This window comes from Roseiterribacter gracilis (assembly GCA_018332375.1).
GTDB lineage: Bacteria > Pseudomonadota > Alphaproteobacteria > BOG-932 > Roseiterribacteraceae > Roseiterribacter > Roseiterribacter gracilis.
Genome location: BOPV01000001.1, coordinates 732,297 through 754,219, shown reverse-complemented (window position 1 = coordinate 754,219; position 21,923 = coordinate 732,297). Strand labels below are relative to the sequence as shown.

General features: G+C 63.6%; 20 protein-coding genes. 12 read left to right on the top strand and 8 right to left on the bottom strand.

Annotated elements, in window-relative coordinates:
* The first annotated feature begins 123 nt into the window (after positions 1 to 123).
* From recG to TMPK1_RS03705, 4 genes are all read left to right on the top strand, one after another.
* Positions 124 to 2,208: an ATP-dependent DNA helicase RecG gene (recG, locus tag TMPK1_RS03720; RefSeq protein WP_420245610.1), complete on the top strand. Its 2,085-nt coding sequence runs from the start codon at positions 124 to 126 to the stop codon at positions 2,206 to 2,208.
* A complete protein-coding gene (locus TMPK1_RS03715; protein WP_420241525.1) occupies positions 2,208 to 2,579 on the top strand; it encodes a MarR family winged helix-turn-helix transcriptional regulator in 372 nt (123 codons plus the stop codon). Before recG ends, TMPK1_RS03715 begins: the two co-directional genes overlap by 1 nt.
* A gap of 129 nt (positions 2,580 to 2,708) precedes the next feature.
* On the top strand, positions 2,709 to 4,865 hold the full coding sequence (locus TMPK1_RS03710) for a TonB-dependent receptor (protein WP_420241524.1): 2,157 nt from the start codon (positions 2,709 to 2,711) through the stop codon (positions 4,863 to 4,865).
* Positions 4,865 to 5,809 carry an alpha/beta hydrolase gene (locus TMPK1_RS03705; protein WP_420241523.1) on the top strand — a complete coding sequence of 315 codons (945 nt, stop codon included), beginning with the start codon at positions 4,865 to 4,867 and terminating at the stop codon, positions 5,807 to 5,809. Before TMPK1_RS03710 ends, TMPK1_RS03705 begins: the two co-directional genes overlap by 1 nt.
* Here the strand turns inward: TMPK1_RS03705 and TMPK1_RS03700 are convergent.
* Positions 5,806 to 6,153, bottom strand: coding sequence for a hypothetical protein (locus TMPK1_RS03700; RefSeq protein WP_420241522.1), 348 nt, complete (start codon positions 6,151 to 6,153; stop codon positions 5,806 to 5,808). The genes TMPK1_RS03705 and TMPK1_RS03700 overlap by 4 nt on opposite strands.
* A gap of 250 nt (positions 6,154 to 6,403) precedes the next feature.
* Here TMPK1_RS03700 and TMPK1_RS03695 point away from each other — a divergent pair, with 250 nt between their 5' ends.
* The gene (locus TMPK1_RS03695; protein ID WP_420241521.1) at positions 6,404 to 6,814 is read left to right on the top strand and encodes an MAPEG family protein; all 411 of its coding nucleotides are present in this window, start codon (positions 6,404 to 6,406) and stop codon (positions 6,812 to 6,814) included.
* A 30-nt stretch (positions 6,815 to 6,844) separates the two neighbouring features.
* Here the strand turns inward: TMPK1_RS03695 and TMPK1_RS03690 are convergent, their stop codons facing one another.
* From TMPK1_RS03690 to TMPK1_RS03680, 3 genes are all read right to left on the bottom strand, one after another.
* Entirely contained in the window at positions 6,845 to 7,429 is a 585-nt protein-coding gene (locus tag TMPK1_RS03690; protein WP_420241520.1) for a hypothetical protein, read from the bottom strand.
* Positions 7,430 to 7,442: 13 nt separating this feature from the next.
* Complete coding sequence (locus TMPK1_RS03685; protein WP_420241519.1) at positions 7,443 to 7,718, bottom strand: CsbD family protein; 276 nt, start codon at positions 7,716 to 7,718, stop codon at positions 7,443 to 7,445.
* Between the two features lie 117 nt (positions 7,719 to 7,835).
* A complete protein-coding gene (locus tag TMPK1_RS03680; protein WP_420241517.1) occupies positions 7,836 to 8,108 on the bottom strand; it encodes a hypothetical protein in 273 nt (90 codons plus the stop codon).
* A gap of 255 nt (positions 8,109 to 8,363) precedes the next feature.
* On the opposite strand from TMPK1_RS03680, the gene TMPK1_RS03675 reads away from it, so the two are divergent.
* Together TMPK1_RS03675 and TMPK1_RS03670 are read left to right on the top strand one after the other, a co-directional pair.
* Positions 8,364 to 9,236: a hypothetical protein gene (locus TMPK1_RS03675; RefSeq protein WP_420241516.1), complete on the top strand. Its 873-nt coding sequence runs from the start codon at positions 8,364 to 8,366 to the stop codon at positions 9,234 to 9,236.
* Positions 9,236 to 9,955: a hydrolase gene (locus TMPK1_RS03670; protein ID WP_420241515.1), complete on the top strand. Its 720-nt coding sequence runs from the start codon at positions 9,236 to 9,238 to the stop codon at positions 9,953 to 9,955. The genes TMPK1_RS03675 and TMPK1_RS03670 overlap by 1 nt, the downstream gene beginning before the upstream one ends.
* Positions 9,956 to 10,226: 271 nt before the next feature.
* Here TMPK1_RS03670 and TMPK1_RS03665 read toward each other — a convergent pair whose 3' ends face one another.
* On the bottom strand, positions 10,227 to 10,937 hold the full coding sequence (locus tag TMPK1_RS03665; protein ID WP_420241514.1) for a sulfite exporter TauE/SafE family protein: 711 nt from the start codon (positions 10,935 to 10,937) through the stop codon (positions 10,227 to 10,229).
* Positions 10,938 to 11,071: 134 nt separating this feature from the next.
* Between TMPK1_RS03665 and TMPK1_RS03660 the strand changes: the two genes are divergently transcribed.
* A complete protein-coding gene (locus TMPK1_RS03660) occupies positions 11,072 to 12,409 on the top strand; it encodes an aminotransferase-like domain-containing protein (protein ID WP_420241512.1) in 1,338 nt (445 codons plus the stop codon).
* A gap of 5 nt (positions 12,410 to 12,414) precedes the next feature.
* Here the strand turns inward: TMPK1_RS03660 and TMPK1_RS03655 are convergent, their stop codons facing one another.
* Positions 12,415 to 12,855, bottom strand: coding sequence for an Lrp/AsnC family transcriptional regulator (locus TMPK1_RS03655; protein WP_420241511.1), 441 nt, complete (start codon positions 12,853 to 12,855; stop codon positions 12,415 to 12,417).
* A 130-nt stretch (positions 12,856 to 12,985) separates the two neighbouring features.
* Here TMPK1_RS03655 and TMPK1_RS03650 point away from each other — a divergent pair, with 130 nt between their 5' ends.
* Positions 12,986 to 13,918 (top strand): DMT family transporter, encoded by a 933-nt coding sequence (locus tag TMPK1_RS03650; RefSeq protein WP_420241510.1) that lies wholly within the window; start codon positions 12,986 to 12,988, stop codon positions 13,916 to 13,918.
* A gap of 35 nt (positions 13,919 to 13,953) precedes the next feature.
* On the opposite strand, the gene TMPK1_RS03645 is transcribed toward TMPK1_RS03650, so the two are convergent.
* On the bottom strand, positions 13,954 to 14,658 hold the full coding sequence (locus TMPK1_RS03645; protein ID WP_420241508.1) for an EF-hand domain-containing protein: 705 nt from the start codon (positions 14,656 to 14,658) through the stop codon (positions 13,954 to 13,956).
* A gap of 52 nt (positions 14,659 to 14,710) precedes the next feature.
* Between TMPK1_RS03645 and yddG the strand changes: the two genes are divergently transcribed.
* Complete coding sequence (gene yddG / locus TMPK1_RS03640) at positions 14,711 to 15,601, top strand: aromatic amino acid exporter YddG (RefSeq protein ID WP_420241506.1); 891 nt, start codon at positions 14,711 to 14,713, stop codon at positions 15,599 to 15,601.
* Positions 15,602 to 15,680: 79 nt separating this feature from the next.
* Entirely contained in the window at positions 15,681 to 17,924 is a 2,244-nt protein-coding gene (locus TMPK1_RS03635; RefSeq protein ID WP_420241505.1) for a DUF4214 domain-containing protein, read from the top strand.
* On the opposite strand, the gene TMPK1_RS03630 is transcribed toward TMPK1_RS03635, so the two are convergent.
* Positions 17,921 to 18,832 (bottom strand): hypothetical protein, encoded by a 912-nt coding sequence (locus TMPK1_RS03630; protein ID WP_420241504.1) that lies wholly within the window; start codon positions 18,830 to 18,832, stop codon positions 17,921 to 17,923. The genes TMPK1_RS03635 and TMPK1_RS03630 overlap by 4 nt on opposite strands.
* 351 nt (positions 18,833 to 19,183) lie before the next feature.
* On the opposite strand from TMPK1_RS03630, the gene TMPK1_RS03625 reads away from it, so the two are divergent.
* On the top strand, positions 19,184 to 21,811 hold the full coding sequence (locus tag TMPK1_RS03625; protein WP_420241503.1) for a TonB-dependent receptor domain-containing protein: 2,628 nt from the start codon (positions 19,184 to 19,186) through the stop codon (positions 21,809 to 21,811).
* Positions 21,812 to 21,923: the final 112 nt, after the last annotated feature.

The following is a 21,923-nucleotide window of genomic DNA, read 5'->3' as shown; positions in this document are numbered from 1 at the left end:
AGAACCTGGGACATCCGGACCCGCGATGGATCCGGGAGAGCGGTGATCTAGAGTGTCGGCGCCATGCCGTCCACCTCGGGCTCACCGAAAACCCCCGCAGCAAAGAATGACCGGCCCCCCGCGCTGAAACGCCCGGCGGGGCTGGAAGCTATTTTCCAGCCCGTGACGCTGGTTACCGGCGTCGGCAGCGCCGCGGCAAAAGCGCTGACCCGGCTGGCCGGCCCCAACCTGATCGACCTGCTGTGGCATCTGCCCGCTGGCCTGGTCGATCGCCGCTACAACCCGACCGTCGCCAGCGCCGAGCCCGGCCGCATCGCCACCATGACGTTGGAGATCGGCGAGCATCTGCCGTCGCGCCGGCCTGGCATGCCCTATCGCGTACGTGCCGGTGATGACACGGGCGGGCTGCATCTCGTTTTCTTCCAGTCGCGCGCACCTTGGCTGCAAAAACTTCTGCCGGTGGATTCGACGCGCATCATCGCGGGTAAGATCGAAGCGTTTAACGGCCAGAAGCAGATCGTGCATCCCGACCTGGTGCTCGATCCGGCCGAGAAACATCGGCTCAAGCCGATCCAGACCGTCTATCCGCTGACGGCCGGCATCAACGGTCCGCAACTCGAACGCTGGATCGACGAAGCGGTGCGTCGCGCACCCGATCTGCCGGAATGGATCGACCCACCGCTGTTGAAGCGCGAAGCATGGCCGAGCTGGCGCGATGCGATCACGCACATCCATGCGCCCGAAGACGAAGACGACCTGTCGCCGCTGACGCCGTGGCGCCGCCGCCTCGCCTTCGACGAGTTGCTGGCGAACCAGTTGGCCTTGCTGCTGGTGCGCGAACGGCAACGGCGTGCAACCGGCCGCTCGACCAAGGCCACCGGCGCGTTGCGCGCACAGGCGCTGAAACTGCTGCCCTACAAGCTGACCGGCGCGCAGTTACGCACGCTGGGTGAAATCGACGCCGATATGGCGGCGACGACGCGCATGTCGCGCTTGCTGCAAGGCGATGTCGGTAGTGGAAAAACCATCGTCGCGTTTCTTGCGATGTTGAGCGCGGTCGAAGCCGGGCGACAGGCAGCCTTGATGGCGCCGACGGAAATTCTCGCGCGCCAGCATCTGCAGACGATCGCACCGCTGGCATTGAAGCTTGGCCTTGAAGTCGCGGTGTTGACCGGACGCGACAAAGGCAAGGCGCGGGCGCGCACGTTGCAGGGCTTGGCCGAAGGCGCGATCAAACTTGTCGTCGGCACGCATGCGCTGACGCAAGACCCGGTCGAGTTTCGCGACCTGGCGCTGACCGTCGTCGACGAACAACACCGGTTCGGCGTCGAAGACCGGATGCGTCTGTCGAACAAGGGCAAAGGATCCGACGTGCTGGTGATGACTGCGACGCCGATCCCGCGCACGCTGACTTTGACCAGCTATGGCGATCTCGACGTGTCGAAGCTCGACGAAAAACCGCCGGGCCGGCAGCCGGTCGATACGCTGACCCTTCCCGCCGATCGTCTCGACGAAGTCGTTGCCGGCGTCGGCCGTGCAATCGCCGCTGGTGCGCGCGTCTATTGGGTGTGTCCGCTGGTCGAAGAAAGCGAAGTCAGCGACCTCGCCGCAGCGCGCGAACGCGCGGCTGAACTGTCCGCCTACTTTAAAGGGCGCGTTGGCCTCGTGCATGGGCGACTGCGCGGGCCCGAGAAAGACGCGGTGATGGCGCAGTTCGCCAAAGGCGAAATCGACATACTGGTTGCAACCACCGTGATCGAAGTCGGCGTCAACGTGCCCGAAGCGACCGTGATGGTGATCGAGCATGCTGAACGGTTCGGCCTGGCGCAGCTGCATCAGTTGCGCGGCCGCGTCGGACGCGGCGCGGGCAAGTCGCGCTGCCTGCTGATCTACAGCCCGCCTTTGACCGAAACGGCGCGCCAGCGCCTGACCGTGATCAAGGAAAGCGAAGACGGATTCGTCATCGCCGAGAAGGATCTCGAGCTGCGCGGCGCCGGCGATCTGCTGGGCACCAAACAAAGTGGCCGGCCCGATTTTCGCCTGGCCGACTTGGAACATCACGCCGATTTGCTCGAAATCGCGCGCGATGACGCAAAACGCATTCTCAGTACCGACCTTGAGCTGGCGAGCCCGCGCGGCAAGGCGCTGCGCACCCTGCTCTATTTGTTCGAGCGCGACGCGGCCGTGCGGTATCTTCGGAGCGGATGATGAGTAGCGACGACGAACTGATCCGCTGGGCCAACGCGCTGGAAAACTATGCGCGCGATTGGGATCGCACGTTCGAAAGCCGTCCCAAATACTTCACGCAGGAATTCTGGTACCTGCTGGTCGGCTGCATGATCGCACATTGGGAAGGCAAACCGATGACGGTCGGCGCTGCCTGCCAGATCATGAAATCAGGTTCGAACCGCACGCGCGAAGAGCGGCTCAAACGCGCCGTCGATGACGGGTATCTGACCAAGGAACGAACCGGCGAAGACGGCCGCGCTGCGATCGTGCGACCGACGCCGAAGCTGGAAAAGATGATGCGCGAACACTTCGCGCGCACCCTCAGTGAGACGCGAAGCGCGATCGGCTGAGACAAAAGCTGCCTATGTGCAGCGCAGCCGCAGAAATTGCGGACATCTCTACGATAGCGGCAAGCGGCCGAGGCTGATCCGCTAGCCCCAACAAGTAGAACGCCGCACGGCGATTCGGGGGAAACGGTCATGTTGGGTGGAAAACGGGGCGCCTATTTGGCGGCAACCTGTGTCGTCGCGTTGCTGGCGGATCTGGCACCGGCGGTCGCACAGACCGCGGGCATCGAAGAAGTCACCGTAACGGCGCGCCGCCGCGAAGAGCGCCTGCAGGATGTTCCCGTGGCCGTCACCGCCTTCGGTCCTGAAAAGCTGCGCAACCTGCAAGCGACCAATCTCGGCGACCTGCAGGGATCGGTGCCGAACATTGACATCCATGTCGGCGATGCGTCGAACGCGGTCGTCTATATCCGCGGCGTCGGCCAGATCGACTCTCTCGCCTTTGCCGATCCTGGCGTCGGCATCTATCTCGACGACGTCTATCTCGGTCGCGCGCAAGGCGCGTTTCTCGACGTGTACGACGTCGACCGGATCGAAGTGCTGCGCGGACCGCAAGGCACGCTGTACGGCCGCAACACGATCGGCGGCGCGGTCAAATTCGTGTCCAAGCCGCTCACCAACGACGTCGCCGGCACCGCCGAGCTGACCGTCGGCGACTATGCGCGGATTGAAGCCAAAGGGTCGCTCAACTTCCCGATCGTCACCGACAAGGTGCTGGCCAAGGTTGCGATCGGTCACCTCTCCCATGACGGGTTCGCGCAGAACAGCGTCACCGGCAAAGACGAAGGCGGCAAAGACACGCTGGTCGGCCGTGCCGCGCTGGAGTTCCGCCCCAGCGACAGCCTGACGATCCGTTTCGACTTTGACGGCTCGAACGACACGCCTTCGACGTCGCGCACGCCGTCGCGCCGCACACCGGTGTTCGGCGTGCCTGCCAACAGCGATCCGTTCAAGGTCGCGGCCAACTTCAGCGATCTCAGCAATCTGCGCACCGCGGGTGCCGCGATGACGATCAACTGGAACATCAACGATACGCTGCGACTCAAATCGATCAGCGCGTTTCGCCGGATGGGCTATGACGCGCGGCTCGACGACGATGCGACCGCGCAGGCTTTCTTCGGCGTCTACGACAATGAGCGCCAGAACCAGTTTAGCCAGGAAGTGCAGCTCAACTATACCGGCGAGCGGCTGAACGCAGTCGGCGGCCTGTATTACTTCCGCGAACACGACAACACGTTGAGCGGCCTGTTCGGCCCCGCCATCGGGCTGATCACCGGGTCGGTCAACGACGCGACCAACATCTCGTACGCCGCCTATGGCCAGGCGACGTACAACGTCACGTCGAAACTCTCGGCAACGGCGGGGCTGCGCTACACCTACGAAGACAAGAAGTTCCTGCGTACGCAGCGTTTCTATGCCGCGACGCAGACCTATCCGGTTCCGTACGACAACACCAACGTCCCGTTCGCGACCAACATCAACATGTCGGACAATTGGTCGTCGATGTCGCCGAAATTCGGCCTCGACTATCATCTCAGCGACGACGTGCTTTTGTACGTCAGCGCCAGCCGCGGGTTCAAAAGCGGCGGCTTCGACGGTCGCGCCAACGACAATGCCGGCGCCCGCGCCTACGCACCCGAGACGCTGTGGTCGTACGAAGCCGGCTTGAAATCGACTTGGCTCGATCGCCGTCTGATCGTCAACGTCGCGATCTTCGACAACGAGTATAAAGACCTGCAGTTGTCGAGCTTCGTCGCCGACCGCAACGGAAACTTCGCGGCGTTGTTCACCAATGCCGGCGCAGCAACGATGCGCGGTGCCGAGCTGGAAGTCACCGCGCGTCCGATCGCACCGCTGTCGATCACCGCCACGCTCGGTTATCTCGACGCGCATTACGACCAGTTCATCGGCGCCGGCGGCACCGACATTTCCAAACAGCGCAAGCTGGTCAACGCGCCGCGCTGGAACGGGAAACTGGCCGGCACCTATCGCATCGACCTGGGCAGCAATGGCGGCGTCGTGCTGGGCGCCGACATCGCCTACCGCACCAAGAGCTATCCGGTCGTCAGCAGCAGCGAAGTCCTGGCGCAAGGCGGCTACGCGCTCGCCAACGCGTTCGTTCGCTATGAAGCACCGTCGGACCGTTGGTGGTTGTCGCTGGGCGCGAAGAACCTCACCGATCGCCGCTACATCACGCAGGGCTTCGATCTCAGCGATTCACTCGGCTACCAGCTTGCCTATTACGGCGATCCGCGCACCGTCGCGGCGACGTTCGGCGTGCGCTTCTGATGTACGACCTCGACGCAGAGTCGACGGACCTGCTGCTGCGCATGGGTCGCGACTTTGCGACCATGCCGGCGAAGCCGACGATCGAGGAACGCCGCGCGGCGCTGCGTTTTATGGCCGAGGCGTATGGCCCGGCGCCGGCGCCCGTCGCATCGATGGAAGACCGCGTGATTGATGGGCCGGGCGGCGCGTTGCCGCTGCGGATCTATCATCCGGTGCAGCCGGCCGGTGATACGCCACCGGTCGTGCTGCACATGCATGGCGGCGGCTGGGCGTTGGGCGACCGCGACAGTTACGAACGGATCTGCCGCGCCTATTGCGCCGAAGCAGGCGCAATCCTAGTCGATGTCGACTATCGCCGCGCGCCCGAACATCAATATCCGGCTGCGCTTCTCGATTGCGAAGCGGCGTTGCGCTGGACTGCGTCGAACGCGGCTGCGCTTGGCGGACATCGCGACCGGCTGGTCGTCACCGGCGACAGTGCAGGCGGAAATCTCGCCGCCGCGGTCTGTCAGCGCAGCACCGTGCCGGTCGCCTTGCAGTTGTTGATCTATCCGGTGATGACCGCATCCGACGACGCCGAATTCACGTCGCGCCACGAACTCGGCGACGGCCGCTATTTTCTGTCGCTGCGCGACATCCGTCATGCCGAGCATGAATATCTCGGCGGCACCGGCCGTGCGCACGAACCAGGCGCGTCGCCGATCCTGGAACCCGACGTCGCGCACGTTCCACCGGCGCTGATCATCACCGCTGCGTTGGATCCGTTGCGCGACGAAGGTGCCGCCTACGCCGAACGGCTACGCCGTGCCGGCGTCGACGTGCGCTATGAATGCGTGCCCGGCACGATCCACGGCTTCGTCTTGTTTGCGGGCGCGCTCAGCAGCGGACGCGATGCGATCGTCCGGATTGGCACCGCAATCCGGAATCTGCGCCCGTATGACTAGGCGTTAAGCTGCTTCATCAGCGCAGCGCGGATTTTCTCGATCTGTTCGAGCCGCGCCGTCTCTTTGTGCATCTTCGCCATGTTGGCGTCCTGCATCAGGCTGGTGTCGAGCTTGGTCGCCAGCCGCCGCGCTTCGCGCTCGCACGGCAGGTCGTTGGGCTTGCAGCTTTTGGCTTTTGCTTCGAGCTCGACCGCAGCCGGCGTTGCGGTTGCAGGTTTGGTCCCCGCCGGCAGTGCCTGCACGTCCTTGGCGATCTTCACCAGGCGATCGTAAAACGACTCCGCCGCCATCGCGGGCGATGCCAGCAAGCAGAGCGTCAAGATCGCAGCGATACGTGTACGCATGTTTCCTCCCCGGAGTTGCCTGCTCCGCGTGCAGCGTCGGGAGGGTTCAGTCGGGTGGAGTCGCGGATCCGCGCGACGCACCAAGGCAGGGTAGCAGGCGTGCGCGGTCGTTTCCCCCGAAGCCGGACTCGAAGCCGGTCGTTCTTTGCCTGGAAGGGTACGGGCGAAGCCCTGCCCTGGCCATCGACAATTGAACCGGCGGCCCGCGTGCCGCTTCCGGCCAGGCGGCGAGGCCGGTAGGTTGGCGCCCATGACCATCCTGAACACCGCGATTTACGCCGCCCTGCTTGGCCTCGTGCTGCTGGCGCTGACTTTGAACGTCGTGCGCCTGCGCCGCGAGCGCCGCGTCGGCATCGGCCATGGCGACCACGAAGATCTGCACCGCGCGATCCGGGCACACGGCAACTTCGTGGAATATGTCCCGATGGCGCTGATCCTGCTCCTGTCGGTCGAGCTGCTCGCCTACCGCGCGTGGGTCGTGCATGCGCTTGGCATCGCGCTGGTAATCGGGCGCGTCGTCCACGGCTACGGGCTGGCGCGCAGCTCGGGTGCCAGCACCGCGCGCAGCTTCGGCATCGGTCTGACCTGGCTCGTGATCCTCGTCGCCAGCGTCATGACCCTGTTGGGCGCGCTGGTCGGCATGTTCACCGCATACGAGTAAGCCCGCCGGATCCGGCGGGCTTTCCCGAATTCACCACCAACCGCGTCGCTTGGCTTCTTTGCGGACGCGTTTCTCACCGGTTCGCCACGCGTCGTCGGCGGTGCTGCGGCCATAGCGCCACGCATCGTCGAGACGCTCGCGCGCAACGTCATGCGCGTCGTCGGCAATCCGCCGCAGCTCGCGCCGCGACGGCGCGTGTTCCAGCACGTGATCGCGTACGTCGCGTGCGCCACGCTGCAAGTCGCGTTTGCTCGGCGCCTGCGATGCCGCAAAGGCCAGCAGATCGGCTGCAAGCTCCTGCACGCCGCGCTGCAACTCGCGCTTGGACGGTGCGTGCGACGAGGCGAAGTCAAACAAGCCACGCTTTGCTTTGCGCATACCGCGTTTCACTTCGCGCTTGCTCGGCGCGTGCGCAACGCCATACGCAAACAGCCCCTCGCCTGCAGTCAGCGCCAGACCGGCAAGCTTGGACGCGCCGCGCCCGCGCACCAGCCAAACCGCCAACGGCACCGCTGCGATGCCAAGCAGCGCGCCGGTGACATAGGGCGAGATGCTGTGTTTGGGCTTCGGATGATATTGCGCGATCGGTTCGTTCGACGTGGTCGAATCTTCCATAGGTCCCTCCACCTCAGCGACGCGACGCAATGAGACCGAGACCGAAGCCGATCAGGCCCGCGATCATCAACGACTGCAGTGGACGGTCTTCGGTGAAGCTGCGCACGGCATCGGTGCCGTCGCGCGCTGCGTCTTTGGCTTTCCCAAACGTCGCCTGCGCGCGTCCGCTGAATTCGTCGAACACGCCCTCAGCCTGCGTCTTGGCATCGCCAATAAAACTGCCGGCTGCCTGTTCGACTTTGCCTTTGGCTTTGTTGACGGTGCCTTCAATCCGGTTCGAGTCGACCATCGGAATCCTCCCTAGCGCCAAGCGCACTACGCGCGGCGTCGCACAGGCAGAAACCGTCGAACTTGGATTTGGCTCCCGAAGGAGCTGCGGCAGTTGCGCCCGTCGGCGCAGCCGGTCTTACGCCCGGAAGGGCGACAGGCGTTTTCGCTTGGCTGCGACCGCGTCGAGCCAGGAATCATAGCCTTCGAACCAGGCGGTTCGGGCAATGTGGTCACGATAAGGATTGGAGGAACGTCCGGCACCGCGCTCGGCAGAGGCAGCGCCTTCTCGGACAATCAAGGGATCGGACTCGGTCTTTTCCCGGGGTTTTTCCCGCGCGATGGCGGCTTGAGCTTTAGCCATCCCCCCAGTGTTGCGATTCGGGAGGCCCTTGTCGAGCATTGTCGACATTGGGCCTGACGAGCGTCGCAAGTGACGAGACGCGCCTGGAGCCGTCCGGTCCGACCGTGTAGTCCAAGGGCGAGTGTCCCGAATCCGAAGTTCGCCGGCGCAAGTGGACAGCTCTGACGAACTTCGGATTCGATCAGGACACTCGCAAATTATTGTTTCTGGTGGGCCTTTTGGATTTGAAGTTCGCTCGGTGCTGATCCCGAGATGAGCGAACTTCAAATCCGGCCCACCAGCGTTTGAGACGGGGGATTCGGCATGCAAGAGACGGTTGCGCAGGACGGCGGCAACGCTGGTGGCGGTATCGCACGTGAGACCGTCTTGCGCGCCTTGTGGAACGGACGCGTCGTCCGCCCGCGCCGCGAAGTGCCTGATATGTGGGCCTTGTGCGAACAGCTGCGCGCCGACGGTCTGGTCCTGCCCTATCCCGGCCGCGGCGACGGCGCCATCTGCCTGTCGCGCAAAGGGCGCGACGAAGTGGTGAAACTGTTCGGCGCCACGATGGTCGAACTGCCCGAGCCGGAAGAAGACGGCCCCAACCTGCCCGACCTGTCGCATCTCGGCGACGAAGCGCGCCTGGCCGCGCACGGCAAATGGCTGCGCGAACGTTTCCCGGGCTACTGGTCGGCGAAAGACGAGCTGACTCGGCCCGAGTCGACGGTGAACAGCGCGCGCGGCGACGAACCCGTCTTCATCATGCGCGCCCGCGACGTTGTCGCGCCGCAGACGATCGGCTGGTGGATCTGGTTCGCACGCGGCCTTGGCGTCGATGAACCCAAAACCGCGCGCGCCGAGATTCAGCGCCAGGCCGCAACCGCCTGGGTCGAAAAAGCCTTGCCGGCAACGCGCGAAGCAACCCGCCGCGGCGGCTTCACCGCACGCGCCGCCAAAGGTTCGGCAGAGTCGGTGCTGCAACGTGCGCATGAAGACGAGCCGGTCTTCGTGCTGCGCGCCTCCGATCTCTTGGGAAGCTGGACCGTGCTCGTCTGGGCGCGACTCGCCGCGCTGAACGGTGCGCCGGCCGAGAAGATCGAAAGCGCGATGGAAATCGCGCGCGCGATGCAGGATTGGAGCGTGAAGCGCCTGCCCGGCGCCGGTCCGACCGATCAGTTTCCCGACGAGAACGGCTGATGCCTCGCCGCCTCGAAATTGGCGGCCTCTATCGCGATCCGACCGGCATTTGGCGTCACGCCGATACGGATCGGCCCGCGCGTGTGTGGCTGCAATTCTTCGGCAGCCGCGCGCGCCTCGACGGACGGCCGCGCCGCCTGAACGTGCTCGATCCGTCGCCGTTTGATTTCGAAGACGAAGACATTGCGCTTGGCCTGTCGCGCGAACCGCGCTGGGGCGGGCAAACCGCGGGCGACTGGGCTTACTCGGTCGCGCAGCATCTCGAACAAGGCCACGTGCTGCTTGAACCGGCGCTGCAGGCAGCAATCACCGCGAAGAAAATCCCGCGCGCGGATGCGCGCCGCGTGCGCCTTGCGTGGCATCTGCATGACGGCGCCGAAGGACTCGGACTCAAAGATCAGTTGGGTCCGATCAAACCGATTCTCGGGCCGGCCTGGGCACGCGTCGTCGACAGCGTGCAGCAAGTCATCCATGTGCGATTTGGTTTACCTGGCGATTTGCCGGTGGCATGGGCGAAATTGATCAAGACCGTCGACCGCCAGATCAACGCATCTGAAGCGTTGCAGCTTGCCGGTTACAGCGAAGCCGAAATCAAAAGTCGCGACGTGTTGGCGAACAAGGAAACGCCGCGCACCGCCGACATTCTTGATTTGACACCGTGGCCGCCAAGCGTTGCGCAAGAACGCTGGCTTGCAACGCTGCGCAAGCTGGTCGGTTAGTTCCGCCGAATTCACAATCGCGTTCTGTAGCGCTCAACGGCGCACGAACCTCACGGACGCGATAAGGAGAACTCGTTTCGACGGAAAATGCTGTGCGCCTAGCTTCGCGCACATGAAAGCGATCTTCGTCCTCATCGCCATCCTGTTGTCGCTGCTTGTCCCGGCCGTATTGACCGGCACCGGAATCAGCAGCGCGCAGATGGATCCGAACTATCTGCTCAGCTGCGACTGACCGCGTAGGCGGTCATTCGATGCTGACCGCGTCGGTCAGTCAGCCGATCACGCCGTCGATCAGCAGCTTGCCTGCAACGACGACGAGCAGCGCGTAGCAGACTTGATACAGACGCCGCTCCGGCAGGCGATTGTGCAGCCGTTGTCCCAGCCAAACGCCAAGCGGCACGAACAACGCCAATTCGAGCGTCTGTTTTCCCAATCCCGGCAACGACGCGCCGATCACCAACCACGGCGTCAGCTTGACGAGATTGCCGACTGCGAAGAACGCGCTCGAGGTTCCGGCATAGACCTGTTTCGGCAAGCCCAACGGCAGCAGATACATCGCAAGCGGCGGTCCGCCGGAATGCGCGACGAACGACGTGAAGCCGCTTAAGCCGCCGAACAGTACCGCACGCGGCGTCGACCGCGCCTGCCGCGCGGCGTCGACCGTGGCGCCGGCCAAAAACCAACGCACCGCGAAGGCCAGGGTCACGGTCCCGATCAGGATCATGATCGCGCGCACGTCGACATGGGTGACGGTGAAGAAGCCCAACGCCATCCCACCCAGCAATCCGGGCAGAAGCGGCGCGAGATCACGCTTGGACCAGGTCGCCGGCCGGTAGTGCGGCAGCGAGCACAAATCGATCAGACAGAAGAGCGGCGCTAGCAATGCCCCCGCGCGCACCGGATCGACCGCCAGCGAAAGAAGCGGAATTCCGATGACCCCGAAACCTCCACCGAAGGCCCCGCGAACCAGCGCGATAAGCAAGACCGTCGTACCTCCGACGGCGATGAAACGAATGTCCTCCATAACCCCGCGATATCGTGCTAAGGGGCAATCTGGTGCAATCGGAACATTGCCCTCGGAGCAATATTGCGCCGGTCGCCCGGGGAGGCTCGTACATGGATTACCGCCAGCTCGCCGATCAGATGGCGCGCGACATCGAAACCGGACGGTTGAAGCCGGGCCAGCAGCTGCCGCCGCAGCGCCGCTACGCCTGGGACCGCGGCATCGCGGTTTCGACGGCCAGCCGCGCCTATGCCGAGCTGGTGCGCCGCGGCCTGGCGATGGGCGAAGTCGGGCGCGGAACCTTCGTGCGGGCGAAAGTGCCGCCGACCAGCTGGCCGGGCGTCTTGGCCGATAGCCCGACCCTGCTCGATCTCGAACGCGTCTGGCCGATCCTGCCGAACCAGTCGCGCATGATCGCTGACTGTTTGCGCGCGCTGTTGCGCGACGCATCGCTCGACGCGATGCAGACATTGGCGATTCCCGAAGGTGACTCACAACAGCGCGCCGTTGTCGCGCGCTTTCTCCGTCGCAACAGCTGGCAGCCGCAACCCGACGCGATCGCGTTTGCCGGCAGCGGACGTCAGGCGATCGGCGCTGCACTGGCCGCAATCGCAAAACCCGGTGACCGTATCGGCTTTGAAGCGCTGACCTATCCGATGGCCAAGGCGATGGCGTTGCAGCTGGGTCTGGTGCCGGTGCCGATCGAGATGGATGCGCACGGCATGTCGGTCGCGGCGCTCGAAGCAGCGCACGCATCGCACAAGCTCGCCGGCATTTATGTGCAGCCGACGATGCACAACCCGACGACGCGCACCATGCCGGCGGATCGGCGGATCGAGCTTGCACGCTTCCTCGAAGCGACCGGCCTGATCGCGATCGAAGACGGCATCTATTCGTATCTCGAAGCGCAAGCGCCGCCGCCGCTGGCAAGCTTCTCGCCCAACCGCGTGATCTTTGTCGAAAGCCTGTCCAAACGCGTCGCGCCCGGCATGTCGGTCGGCATGTTGGTCCTGCCGCCGCCGTTGCACGACCAGGTCGTGCTTTCGTTGCGCGCCCGTGCGGTTGCGCCCAACGGCTTGGCACTCGCAGCCGTGTGCCGCTTGATTTCCGATGGGTTGGTCGACGAGCTGACCTTGCAGAAGCGCGCTGACGCCACGCAGCGCGTGCGTCTTGCAGCCGAGATGCTGGCACCGCTCAAACTCATTGCGCCCGTGTGCGGCTATCATGTCTGGCTTGAGCTGGACGAGCCTTGGCGCGCAGAGACCTTCGTCGCCGCTTGCGTCAAACGCGGCATCGCAATGACCGCAGCGCCGGTCTTCAACACGGGCCGGTCCAGCCCCAATGCGGTGCGTATCGCGCTGGCATCACCGCCGCTTGCAACGTTGCGTGCAGCACTTGCAGTCGTGTTGCAAGTCGCGTTGAGCGGCCCCGACGCGCCCGCGACGGAATAGTCGCGTCAGCCAGCCAGCGGCGGCAGACGTCGTCGCACTGGCTGGGCTTTGACGATCATCGTGTTGGTCGTCGCGCTGTTGCTGATGCCTTCGAGGATCTCATCGAGCTGCTCGATCGTGCGCACGAAGAGCCGCGCGATGAAGCAATCCTCGCCCGTGACTTTGTCGCATTCGACGATTTCCGGAATCGCAGCCAGTTGCGCTTGCAGGATGTGCAGCTTGCCCGGCAGCGAATGCAGCCGGACCAGCGACTGCAGCGGATAGCCGAGCGCCTGCGGGTCCAGTTCGATCGTGAAGGCGCGGATCACGCCGCGCTCTTCCAACCGTCGCAGTCGTTCCGCGACCGCGGGCGACGACAACTTCACGACGCCCGCCAGCTCTTTCAGCGACAGGCGCGCATTGTCTGCAAGCGCTGCGAGGATGCTTCGGTCGGTTGCGTCGAGCATTCTTCATTTTCCTAAGCCGAACGGCCGATCGACTTTCCATTCGAAAGCGAAGCGACCGAAATTCGATCGCCGTCTTATATAATCGCCGGATCACGCCTGTCATCCTGTGTGCGTCAACGGTGAGGATGTGATGCAGGAAAAGACGCGCGGCATGATCGAAATGACGGGCGCAATGACGGTGTCGGGCACGATCGGGGTGTTCGTCGTTCTGTCCGGGCAGAGCTTCACCGACGTCGTGTTCTGGCGCTGCGTGTTTGGCGCGCTCACCTTGCTGGCGGTTTGCGCCGCGCTGGGGTTTCTGCGCCGCGACGTGATGACGAAGCGGCAATTTGCGCTGGCGGTGCTGGGCGGCGTGTTTCTCGTCGTCAACTGGTTGCTGTTGTTCGCAGCCTTCCCGCGCACGTCAATTTCGATCGCAACCACCGTCTACAACACGCAGCCCTTCATGCTGGTCGTGTTGGGCGCGCTGCTGCTCGGCGAAAAACCGACCGTCGCCAAAGTCGGATGGCTTGTTGTCGCGTTCATCGGATTGCTGCTGATCGTTGCCGCAAAGAACGACACGACGATCGGGACCGATTATCTCGGCGGCATTCTGCTGGCGCTGGGCGCCGCGTTTTTCTACGCCGCCGTCGCGATCGTCGCCAAGCAGCTCAAAGGCGTGCCGCCGCATCTGATCGCTTTGATTCAGGTGACGGTCGGAATCGTCATGCTGGCACCATTTGCCGGCGATGGCGGCTTTGCGACCGACATGCACGGATTTCTGTGCCTGGTGACGATCGGCGTCGTGCACACTGGGCTGCTCTATATCGTGCTGTACGGCGCGATGCAGCGGCTGCCGACGCATTTGATCGGCGCGCTGTCATTCGTCTATCCGATCGTCGCAATCCTCGCCGACTATGTCGTGCTCGACCGCCACTTGCAGCCGCTGCAGCTTGTCGGCGGCGCAATTATTTTGTTCGCCGCTGCGGCGACGGCGACGGATGCGCGATTTAGCTTCTTGTTTCGCAGTCAGCGCGGCGCTGCCATTGCCGCTGCTTCTTGTGCCAGCCAACGGCAGAACTGATCGCCACGCGCGCGGGCGCCGGCCAGACGCACAATTCAGCGCCGTGACAGCGGAATATCGCAGCTCACCGCGACGTCGTCCTGCGTCAGACGACCAGTGCCTTTGCGATCCAGCCAATTGAAGTTCGAACCGGCATAGAGATCCCATTCGATCGCGGTGACTTTGAAGTCGAGATCGGCGTCGGCCGCCATCACCGGATCGGGCTCGCCGGCAACGCCATTGCGCAAGCCCGACTTGGGACGATCGGGCAGATCGGTCGGCGTGCGATCGCGTCGCGCGCTGCCCTGCCCCATTTGGCCTTCGCCCGCATTCAAACGATCGCCGTAGCGGTCATACATCGGATCGAACCGCTGCCGCAGCGGCGGCAAGCGACGTTCGCTGGCGGCGTTGTCGCTTTCGGGACGCCGTGGCGGTGCGGCGGGTAACGGCAACTTCTTCTCGCGCACGGCAGCGAGTTCGGCGGCGGTGACATAGCCGCTTTTGTCCTGATCCATTTCGGCGAACCAGCGGCGCGCATCGGCCATGAATTCGGCCCGATCGATAAAGCCGTCATGGTTGGTATCGACGCGCGCAAACCAGGCGACGAGTTCCGCCTTGCAGCTTTTGTCGTCACCAAGCGCCAATGGTTCGGCGTTGGGCGAGATCACGATCTGCGGTCGCTTGTACGGATCTAGCTTATTGCCGGAACAGGCTGCGAGGGTGGTGGCGAGCAGGATGAGCGTCAGCGCTTGGCGAGTCATGTCTCCAGCTTCGCTGCTTTCGCAGCCCGAAGCGAGAGTGTAGCACCGTCTGATGACCGTGATTCCCACCGCCCGTTCACATGCCGATACACGGCGTGCGACTTGGCTGGGCGCGACAGCCGTCCCGATGTGGGCGACTCTGGCCTGGCTGACCACCTCGCTCACGCGCCTGCCCGCCTTCGAATTACTGGCGATCGGGTTCGGGTTGGGCGCGGTTGCGTTGATCATCGTGCGCCTCGCATCCGGCGGCGATCTGCGCGTGTTGCGGCGCGTGCCGTTGCGCGCCTGGCTGCTCGGGATCGGCGGGCTGTTTTTCTATCACCTGTTCTACGTGCTGGCGTTTCGCGCCGCACCGGCAGCGCAGGTCAATCTGCTCAACTATCTGTGGCCGTTGCTGATCGTGTTGTTCGCTTCGCTGCTGCCGGGGCATCGATTGCGCGCACGGCAAGTGCTGGGTGCGCTGGCGGGACTTGCGGGCGCGGTGTTGCTGGTCGCGCCGAGCAGCGACGGCGCAACCGACGGTGCGCCGATCGGCTATGTGCTGGCGCTTGCTGCGGCGGTGACCTGGGCCGGCTATTCGGTTCTGTCGCGTCGCATCGCCGACGTGCCGTCTGACGCGGTGATCGGATGCTGCGCCGCGACCGCACTGCTCGCTGCGCTTTGTCATGTCGCAACCGAAGCGACGGTGGTGCCGAGCGCCGGCGAATGGTTGCGCCTGGTTGCAATCGGCCTATTGCCGTTGGGGCTCGCATTCGTCGCCTGGGATTACGGTTGCAAGCGCGGCGACATTACGATGCTGGGCTCGCTTGCCTATGCGACGCCGCTTTTGTCGACGTTCATTCTCGTCGCTGCGGGCACTGCATTGGCCAGTTCAAAATTGTGGATCGCATCGGCGCTGATCGTCGGCGGCGCCTTCGTTGCCAGCCTCAATCAACAGCGTTGAAGTGTCGTAAGGCGCCTGAAACCCTGACTCGACGAAACATCACCCGTCTCCGGAGAAACGCGGAACGGGAGTTTGCTGCATGGCCGATTTGTGGGTTGGCGCCAACGAGCAATACAAGACGATTGCTTCGGCCATCAAAGCGTCAAAGACAGGCGACACCGTCTATGTCCGCGCCGGTACGTACATCAACGACAGCGCATCGATCGATCACGATTTGAATGTGATCGGCGTCGGCGGCCCGGTCGTTCTGAAAGCGACCAAGTGGCTCGACAACGGCAAGGCGATTCTGATCACGCACGGCAACGTGCATCTCGAGAATCTCGAATTCACCGGAGCAACCGCCAGCGCCAATAACGGCGAAGGCGTGCGCATGAGCGACGGCCATCTCGAAGTCGTGAACTGCTATTTCCACGACAATGAAGAAGGCATCCTGACCGGCGACAATGCCGACGCGACCTTGGTGATCAGCAACAGCCGCTTTGAACGCAACGGCTTCGGCGACGGGTATACGCACGGCGTCTACGTCAACCACATCGCATCTGTCACGGTCACTGACTCGTATTTCGCCGAGCAGAAAGAAGGCCACCATCTAAAAAGCCGCGCCGCGGTCACGGTGGTGACGAACAATATTTTCGACGACGGCAACTCGACGACGTCCTATTCGATCGACATGCCGTCGGGCGGCGTCGGTGTGATCAAGGGCAACTACATCTATCAAGGCGCCAAGAGCGACAATCCGGTCGCGATTCATTTCGGCGGCGAGCAGACGACAAAATGGCCCAACTCGTCGCTGACGGTGGAAGGCAACGTCATCGTCAATGACCGTGCCGGCGGCATGGTCGTCGCGAACTCGATGCCCGATGCGCTTGCGACGGTCGACGGCAACACGATCTGGGGCCAGACCACGACCAACGCTTTCAACGGCCCGGTCGCAGCGCACGACAATCTGTTCATGAACTCGACCGATCCGGCCGCGCCAACGTCGGTTACGGTACTGAAAGCCTGGCTTGCCGGTTGGCTGGTGCCGGTGAACGGGATTTCGTCGCACGCCTACGCCAACGACATCACTGCGGTGACGACCACCGGCGTCGCGCTCAGCGGTGCAGGCAAAGGCCTAGTGATCAGCGGTAGCGCGCTCAACGACAGACTGAGCGGCAATTACGGTCCCGACACGCTGGCGGGCGGCGCCGGCGACGACGTCTATATCGTGCACACCAACAAGACCTTGGTCGCCGAAGCCAGCAATGCCGGCACCGACACGATCTATAGCGACGTGTCCTATGTGCTGCCGAGCAACGTCGAAAATCTCGTGCTCAACAATTCGACCTGGGGCATTGCGACCGGCAATGCGCTGGACAACGTGCTGGTCGGCGACAAGCGCTCGACCCTCGATGGCGGCGCCGGCGACGACACGCTGATCGCCGGTTCGACCCAGACGACGATGATCGGCGGCACCGGCGACGATGCGTTTGTGTTCCGCAGCTACGCCGCGGCCGGTTCGGTGATCAACGACTTCCAGCTTGGCCACGACCGGATCGATCTGACGGCGCTTGGCCTGCCGGCAACCGCGGTCGGCGACGGCACGATCCAGTTCAAGGCCTCGGGCGACGGCACCGACATTTGGGTCGGAACGAGCAATCTCGTGCATCTGAAAAACATCAGCGCCGGCGCTTTGTCGGCTGCCGATCTTTGGGTCAGCAATGCCCCGCGCGAGCGCATGGTCGTCGAACAAGTCATCACCAGCACGAGCGGCAACGACAATATCGTTGGCGGCAGCGCCAGCACGACCGTCATCATGCCGAACCAGAGCTATGCCTCGTCCACCATCACCACCAGCGGCGCCTCGACCATCATCAGCGGCGTCAACGGCACCGATACGCTGACCGGCGTGCAGCGCGTGAAGTTCAGCGACGGCATGTTGCTGCTCGATCTCGGACCGAAAGCGTTGGTCGGCGAAGCTTACCGCCTCTACACCGCCGCGCTTGGACGGCAGCCCGACGAAGGCGGCTTGAAAGTGCAAGCCGACGCGCTGACCAATGGAACGTCGCTGGTGCAGCTGGCCCAGAACTTCCTCAACTCGGCGGAGTTCGTTGCACGCTTCGGCGCCGGCGATAGCGGCGCCTATGTCGATGCGCTGTACCAGAACGTGCTGGGGCGCCTGCCCGACGCCGCCGGTCGTGCGGTGCAGGTCGATGCGTTGGCCCACGGCCTGTCGCGCGCGAACCTTCTCGCCAATTTCTCGGAGTCGGCCGAGAACCACGCGCTGACTGCGCCGCTGACGGTCATGGGTGCGTTCGTGCCGATGCAGTTCGACGGCGTCTAAGGAACCGCCTTCTTCGTCTCGACCAAATCGAACCAGGCACCACCGGGTGCGCGAACCGTGACCGTGCGCGCACCATGATACGGCGCGCCGCCCGGATGTGCCGGCGGCGCGACATAGTCGAATTTCTTCGTCGGTAGCGCATCGACAGCGAAACTCACCGACACGATGCCGCTGGGAAGATCGCCGGCGGTGCGTACGCGCGGTCCTGCCGCCTTGCCCAGCTCGTCGATTTCGACCGTGAACTTCCCCGGCAGCCGCGCGAGCGACAGGTTGAATTCGTGATCGTCGGGTTGGCCGAGCGGGATCGACAGCAGCTTTGACTTGAAAGCGAACGGTTTGGTCAGTTCGACGTCGAACGTGTCGTGAAAGAACGCGACCGCGTCGGCCGCATCATTCACGCCCATCACCATGATGAACACGCTGCCGACGCCTTCGCTGGTGCGCGGCAGATGCTGGGTCGACGGCGAGTCGTCGACTTGCGTCATATAGACCAGCGCGCCATCGGGATCGCGCAGCTGCATCGCGCGAATGGCCGGGTTAAACGGCAACGGCGCCGGGCCGGCCAGACGCTTGAACAACGATCCTTCGAGACGCTTCGCCAGCTCGTCGACTTTACCGACATTGAGTTCGACGACGTTCCAGCCCGTCGTCGCGTGCGGCGTCGCGTGCGGCAGGTCGGGCGCTTCGATGAAACGCAACAACACGCGCGCAGTCGCTTGGTCCGATCGCTTTGGCGCGACCACGATGGTCTTGCGGCCGGCTGCCTTGGGCGCATCCCACAATTTTGCCAGCGACGCGCCGACCTCGCCGCGTTCGACGACTTCATAGCCAAGCTGATCGACATAGGCGTGCTCGACCACGCCGAGGCTCTTGGTCAGCAGCGTAACTGCGAGAATTGGTCCAAGCATGCAGCGCCCGTCCGTGAGTCGCGCCGAGTCTGCGTCGGCGCCCCGCGGCGATCGGAATCCCAAAGCGCAGCGCCGCCGAAGGACGGTCGCGGAGTCTTGCAACCTCGGCGCCCCCCGTAGGTCGCGCACGCATCCTCCGCGCGCGCTCGCATTAGGCGTTTATCCACTCGCTGGCCGCATTCTGTGGCCCACCAGCAACAGGTGGATAGGAACAAACCCTTCCGCCTCAACGGAATTGCTGGCCTTCTTGCGACGGGCGCCAAGGCCTGTCCGAATTTGTACGGACAAATTTCGCAACCCGCTCCGGCGGGGCGGCGGCTGTCTGATTGATCCACGCGAGGGAGCCTCGGGATGACCCAGAATATGCGGATCCAGACTTTGAAACAGGCAGCGTTGGGCGCGACAGCGCTGACGCTGCTCGGGGCGACAGCCCTTACGTTGATTGCCCTTCCAGCTGCAGCGCAGCTTGCGACAGGGCAAACGACGACCCCGCGCGGGCAGCTCGAAGAAATCACGGTCACGGCCGAGCGCCGGGAAGCGGCGCTGCAGAAGACGCCGCTGGCCGTGTCGGCCTTCAGCGGCAACATGCTGGCGGAACGTCAGATCAACAACGTGCGCGAAGCAGCCGCGAACGTTCCCGGCATTCTCATTCAGACGACCACCGGCGTCAGCAACGCCGCGCGCATTTTCATGCGCGGCGTCGGCCAGGACAACGCGGGTCTGTTTTTCGATCCCTCGGTCGGCGTCTATGTCGACAACGTCTATTACCCGCGCATCAACGGCGCCTTCTTCGACTTCTTCGACATCGAACGCCTGGAAGTGCTGCGCGGCCCGCAAGGCACGCTGTACGGACGCAACACCTCGGCCGGCGCGATCAAGATCATCTCGAAGTCACCGTCCTACGATCAATATTCGGTCGCAGGCGACGTCGCCTTCGGCAGCTACAGCACGATCGACGTACGCGGCTATGTCAGCGCACCGATCATCGACGGCAAGGTTGCGGCCTCGGTCAGCGGCCTGCACCGCTCGCGCGACGGACTGACTACCGACGTCGGGCTCAACAACCAGAAGGTCAACGACAAGGCATACGACGCCGGCCGCGTGAAATTGCTGTTCACGCCCGACGACAAGCTGCGCGTCGAAGTCTCGCTCGACGGCGTCTACGACAAGTCGGATCCATTCATTGCGACGACGCCGATCACGCTCGCCACCAAGCAGCAGGTGATCGACAATATCTTCACCACCAACGTGCCCGGTGCGACCGGCGCGCCGCTGCCGTTCTATAGCGATTTCTATACGACCGGCGCTGCGATCAACGCCAAGTACGATCTCGGCAACGGTCTTGCGATCAACTCGATCACCGGCGTGCGCTCGATCCGCACCGCTTTGATCCTGCCGATCCTTGCCGTCGCACCCGGCGTCACCGCCAACACCAGCTATAATATTCACGACTGGACCGCGAGCCAGGAGTTGAACGTCACCTTCAATCTCGACAAGTGGAAGGGCGTCGCGGGCATCTACGGCTTCCGCGAATACGGTACCGATCGCGAATATTACGCCAACCCGCAGCTATTGCGTTCGCGCGAGACCGATGCGTTGGCCGGCTACGCGCAAGCGACGTATCAGGTGCTGCCGTCGGTCGGCATCACGGGCGGTCTGCGCTACACGTATGAACGCGCTGTGGTCTCGCAGCTCTATCCGACTCTGCGCAGCTACGAGCAAACGGCCGGCACGAATTTCTACTCGCTGATTCCGAAAGTTGGCATCGAGTGGCAGGCCATGGATCAGCTGCTCGCCTACGCGTCCTACACCAAGGGCTTCAAGTCGGGCGGTTTCAATTCGATCTCGCCGACCGCGAATGTCGGCATTCCGGGTCGTGAAGGTTTCCCGATCTCGTACGCGCCGGAAAAGGTCGACTCCTACGAAGCGGGCATCAAATACGAGACGCCAGATCACAAGCTGCGCATCAACCCGAACATTTTCTTCGCCGACTATTATGCCGGTCTGCAGTACCCGGTCTTCTTCCCGGGCACGGTGACCAGCACGACGCAGAATGTCGGCGCTGCAAATGTTCTGGGCTTCGAGTTGGAAGTGAACTGGCAGCCGATCCCGGAACTGAACGTCTATGCGTCGGGCAACGTCCAGCACGGCTGGTACAGCAAAGGCTGGAACGGTCTTACCAACAGCGCCAGCCAGACACTGACGGTCGGACAGACCAAAGATCTCAAGCTTAAGAATCTGATCCCGAACAAAACGGCGGTGGGCTTTGTCTGGGAAGTGCCACTGGGCATTCCGGGCCAACTGCGCATCGGCGGTGAGTGGGATCACACCGACGCCTATTGGAACAACACGTCGAACAGCAACCCGCTGGAGCGGACGCGTTCGACCGAGCTGTTCAACGCCTTTGTCGCGTACGACACGCCGGACGGGCATTGGACGATTTCGGTGGAAGGCAAAAACCTGACGGACGAGCGCTATTACGCGACCGTGCTGCAGGTCTCGAGCCCGACCAATCCGCTGACCGCGACCTATCCCGCGGATCCGCTGATCATGCTCGGCCGCATCAAGTTCAAGTGGGACGTGCCGGTGTCGCGCAGCAGTGCGGTCCAGTCGGCGGCCTATGTCGCGCCGGTGCAAAAGCCGATCGTGCCGAAATCGTATCTCGTCTTCTTCGATTTCGATCGCGCCGACTTGACGCCGGAAGGAAGCAAGATCGTCGACACTGCGGCGGTCAACGCAAAGGCCGGTTCGGTGACGCGTCTCGAAGTCACCGGTCACGCCGATCGTTCGGGCAGCGACGCCTACAACCAGCGGCTCAGCCAGCGCCGCGCCGAAACCGTGAAGGCACAGCTGCTGCGCAGCGGATTCAAGGAATCGGAAATCGTCACCTTTGCCAAAGGCGAAAGCCAGCCGCTGGTGGCGACGCCGGACGGTGTCCGCGAACCGCAAAACCGCCGCGTCGAGATCATCTACAAGTGACGTCGCGCCGCCAGGCGTGACGTCATCCCCGCGCAGGCGGGGATCCAGGTGGAACAACAGGCGCCCGTTGGAGAAATCCGGCGGGCGCTTTTTCTTGTGCGTGTTTCCATTG

Bases quoted from the DNA above. Each gene is read 5' to 3' on its own strand.
- TMPK1_RS03700 (WP_420241522.1), bottom strand. From the start codon at position 6,153: ATGCGTACACGTATCGCTGCGATCTTGACGCTCTGCTTGCTGGCATCG.
- TMPK1_RS03625 (WP_420241503.1), top strand. From the start codon at position 19,184: ATGACCCAGAATATGCGGATCCAGACTTTGAAACAGGCAGCGTTGGGC.
- TMPK1_RS03630 (WP_420241504.1), bottom strand. From the start codon at position 18,832: ATGCTTGGACCAATTCTCGCAGTTACGCTGCTGACCAAGAGCCTCGGC.
- TMPK1_RS03645 (WP_420241508.1), bottom strand. From the start codon at position 14,658: ATGACTCGCCAAGCGCTGACGCTCATCCTGCTCGCCACCACCCTCGCA.
- yddG (WP_420241506.1), top strand. From the start codon at position 14,711: ATGACCGTGATTCCCACCGCCCGTTCACATGCCGATACACGGCGTGCG.
- TMPK1_RS03675 (WP_420241516.1), top strand. From the start codon at position 8,364: ATGCAAGAGACGGTTGCGCAGGACGGCGGCAACGCTGGTGGCGGTATC.
- TMPK1_RS03660 (WP_420241512.1), top strand. From the start codon at position 11,072: ATGGATTACCGCCAGCTCGCCGATCAGATGGCGCGCGACATCGAAACC.
- TMPK1_RS03690 (WP_420241520.1), bottom strand. From the start codon at position 7,429: ATGGAAGATTCGACCACGTCGAACGAACCGATCGCGCAATATCATCCG.
- TMPK1_RS03715 (WP_420241525.1), top strand. From the start codon at position 2,208: ATGAGTAGCGACGACGAACTGATCCGCTGGGCCAACGCGCTGGAAAAC.
- TMPK1_RS03710 (WP_420241524.1), top strand. From the start codon at position 2,709: ATGTTGGGTGGAAAACGGGGCGCCTATTTGGCGGCAACCTGTGTCGTC.
- TMPK1_RS03655 (WP_420241511.1), bottom strand. From the start codon at position 12,855: ATGCTCGACGCAACCGACCGAAGCATCCTCGCAGCGCTTGCAGACAAT.
- TMPK1_RS03635 (WP_420241505.1), top strand. From the start codon at position 15,681: ATGGCCGATTTGTGGGTTGGCGCCAACGAGCAATACAAGACGATTGCT.
- TMPK1_RS03650 (WP_420241510.1), top strand. From the start codon at position 12,986: ATGCAGGAAAAGACGCGCGGCATGATCGAAATGACGGGCGCAATGACG.
- TMPK1_RS03680 (WP_420241517.1), bottom strand. From the start codon at position 8,108: ATGTCGACAATGCTCGACAAGGGCCTCCCGAATCGCAACACTGGGGGG.
- TMPK1_RS03670 (WP_420241515.1), top strand. From the start codon at position 9,236: ATGCCTCGCCGCCTCGAAATTGGCGGCCTCTATCGCGATCCGACCGGC.
- TMPK1_RS03695 (WP_420241521.1), top strand. From the start codon at position 6,404: ATGACCATCCTGAACACCGCGATTTACGCCGCCCTGCTTGGCCTCGTG.
- TMPK1_RS03705 (WP_420241523.1), top strand. From the start codon at position 4,865: ATGTACGACCTCGACGCAGAGTCGACGGACCTGCTGCTGCGCATGGGT.
- TMPK1_RS03685 (WP_420241519.1), bottom strand. From the start codon at position 7,718: ATGGTCGACTCGAACCGGATTGAAGGCACCGTCAACAAAGCCAAAGGC.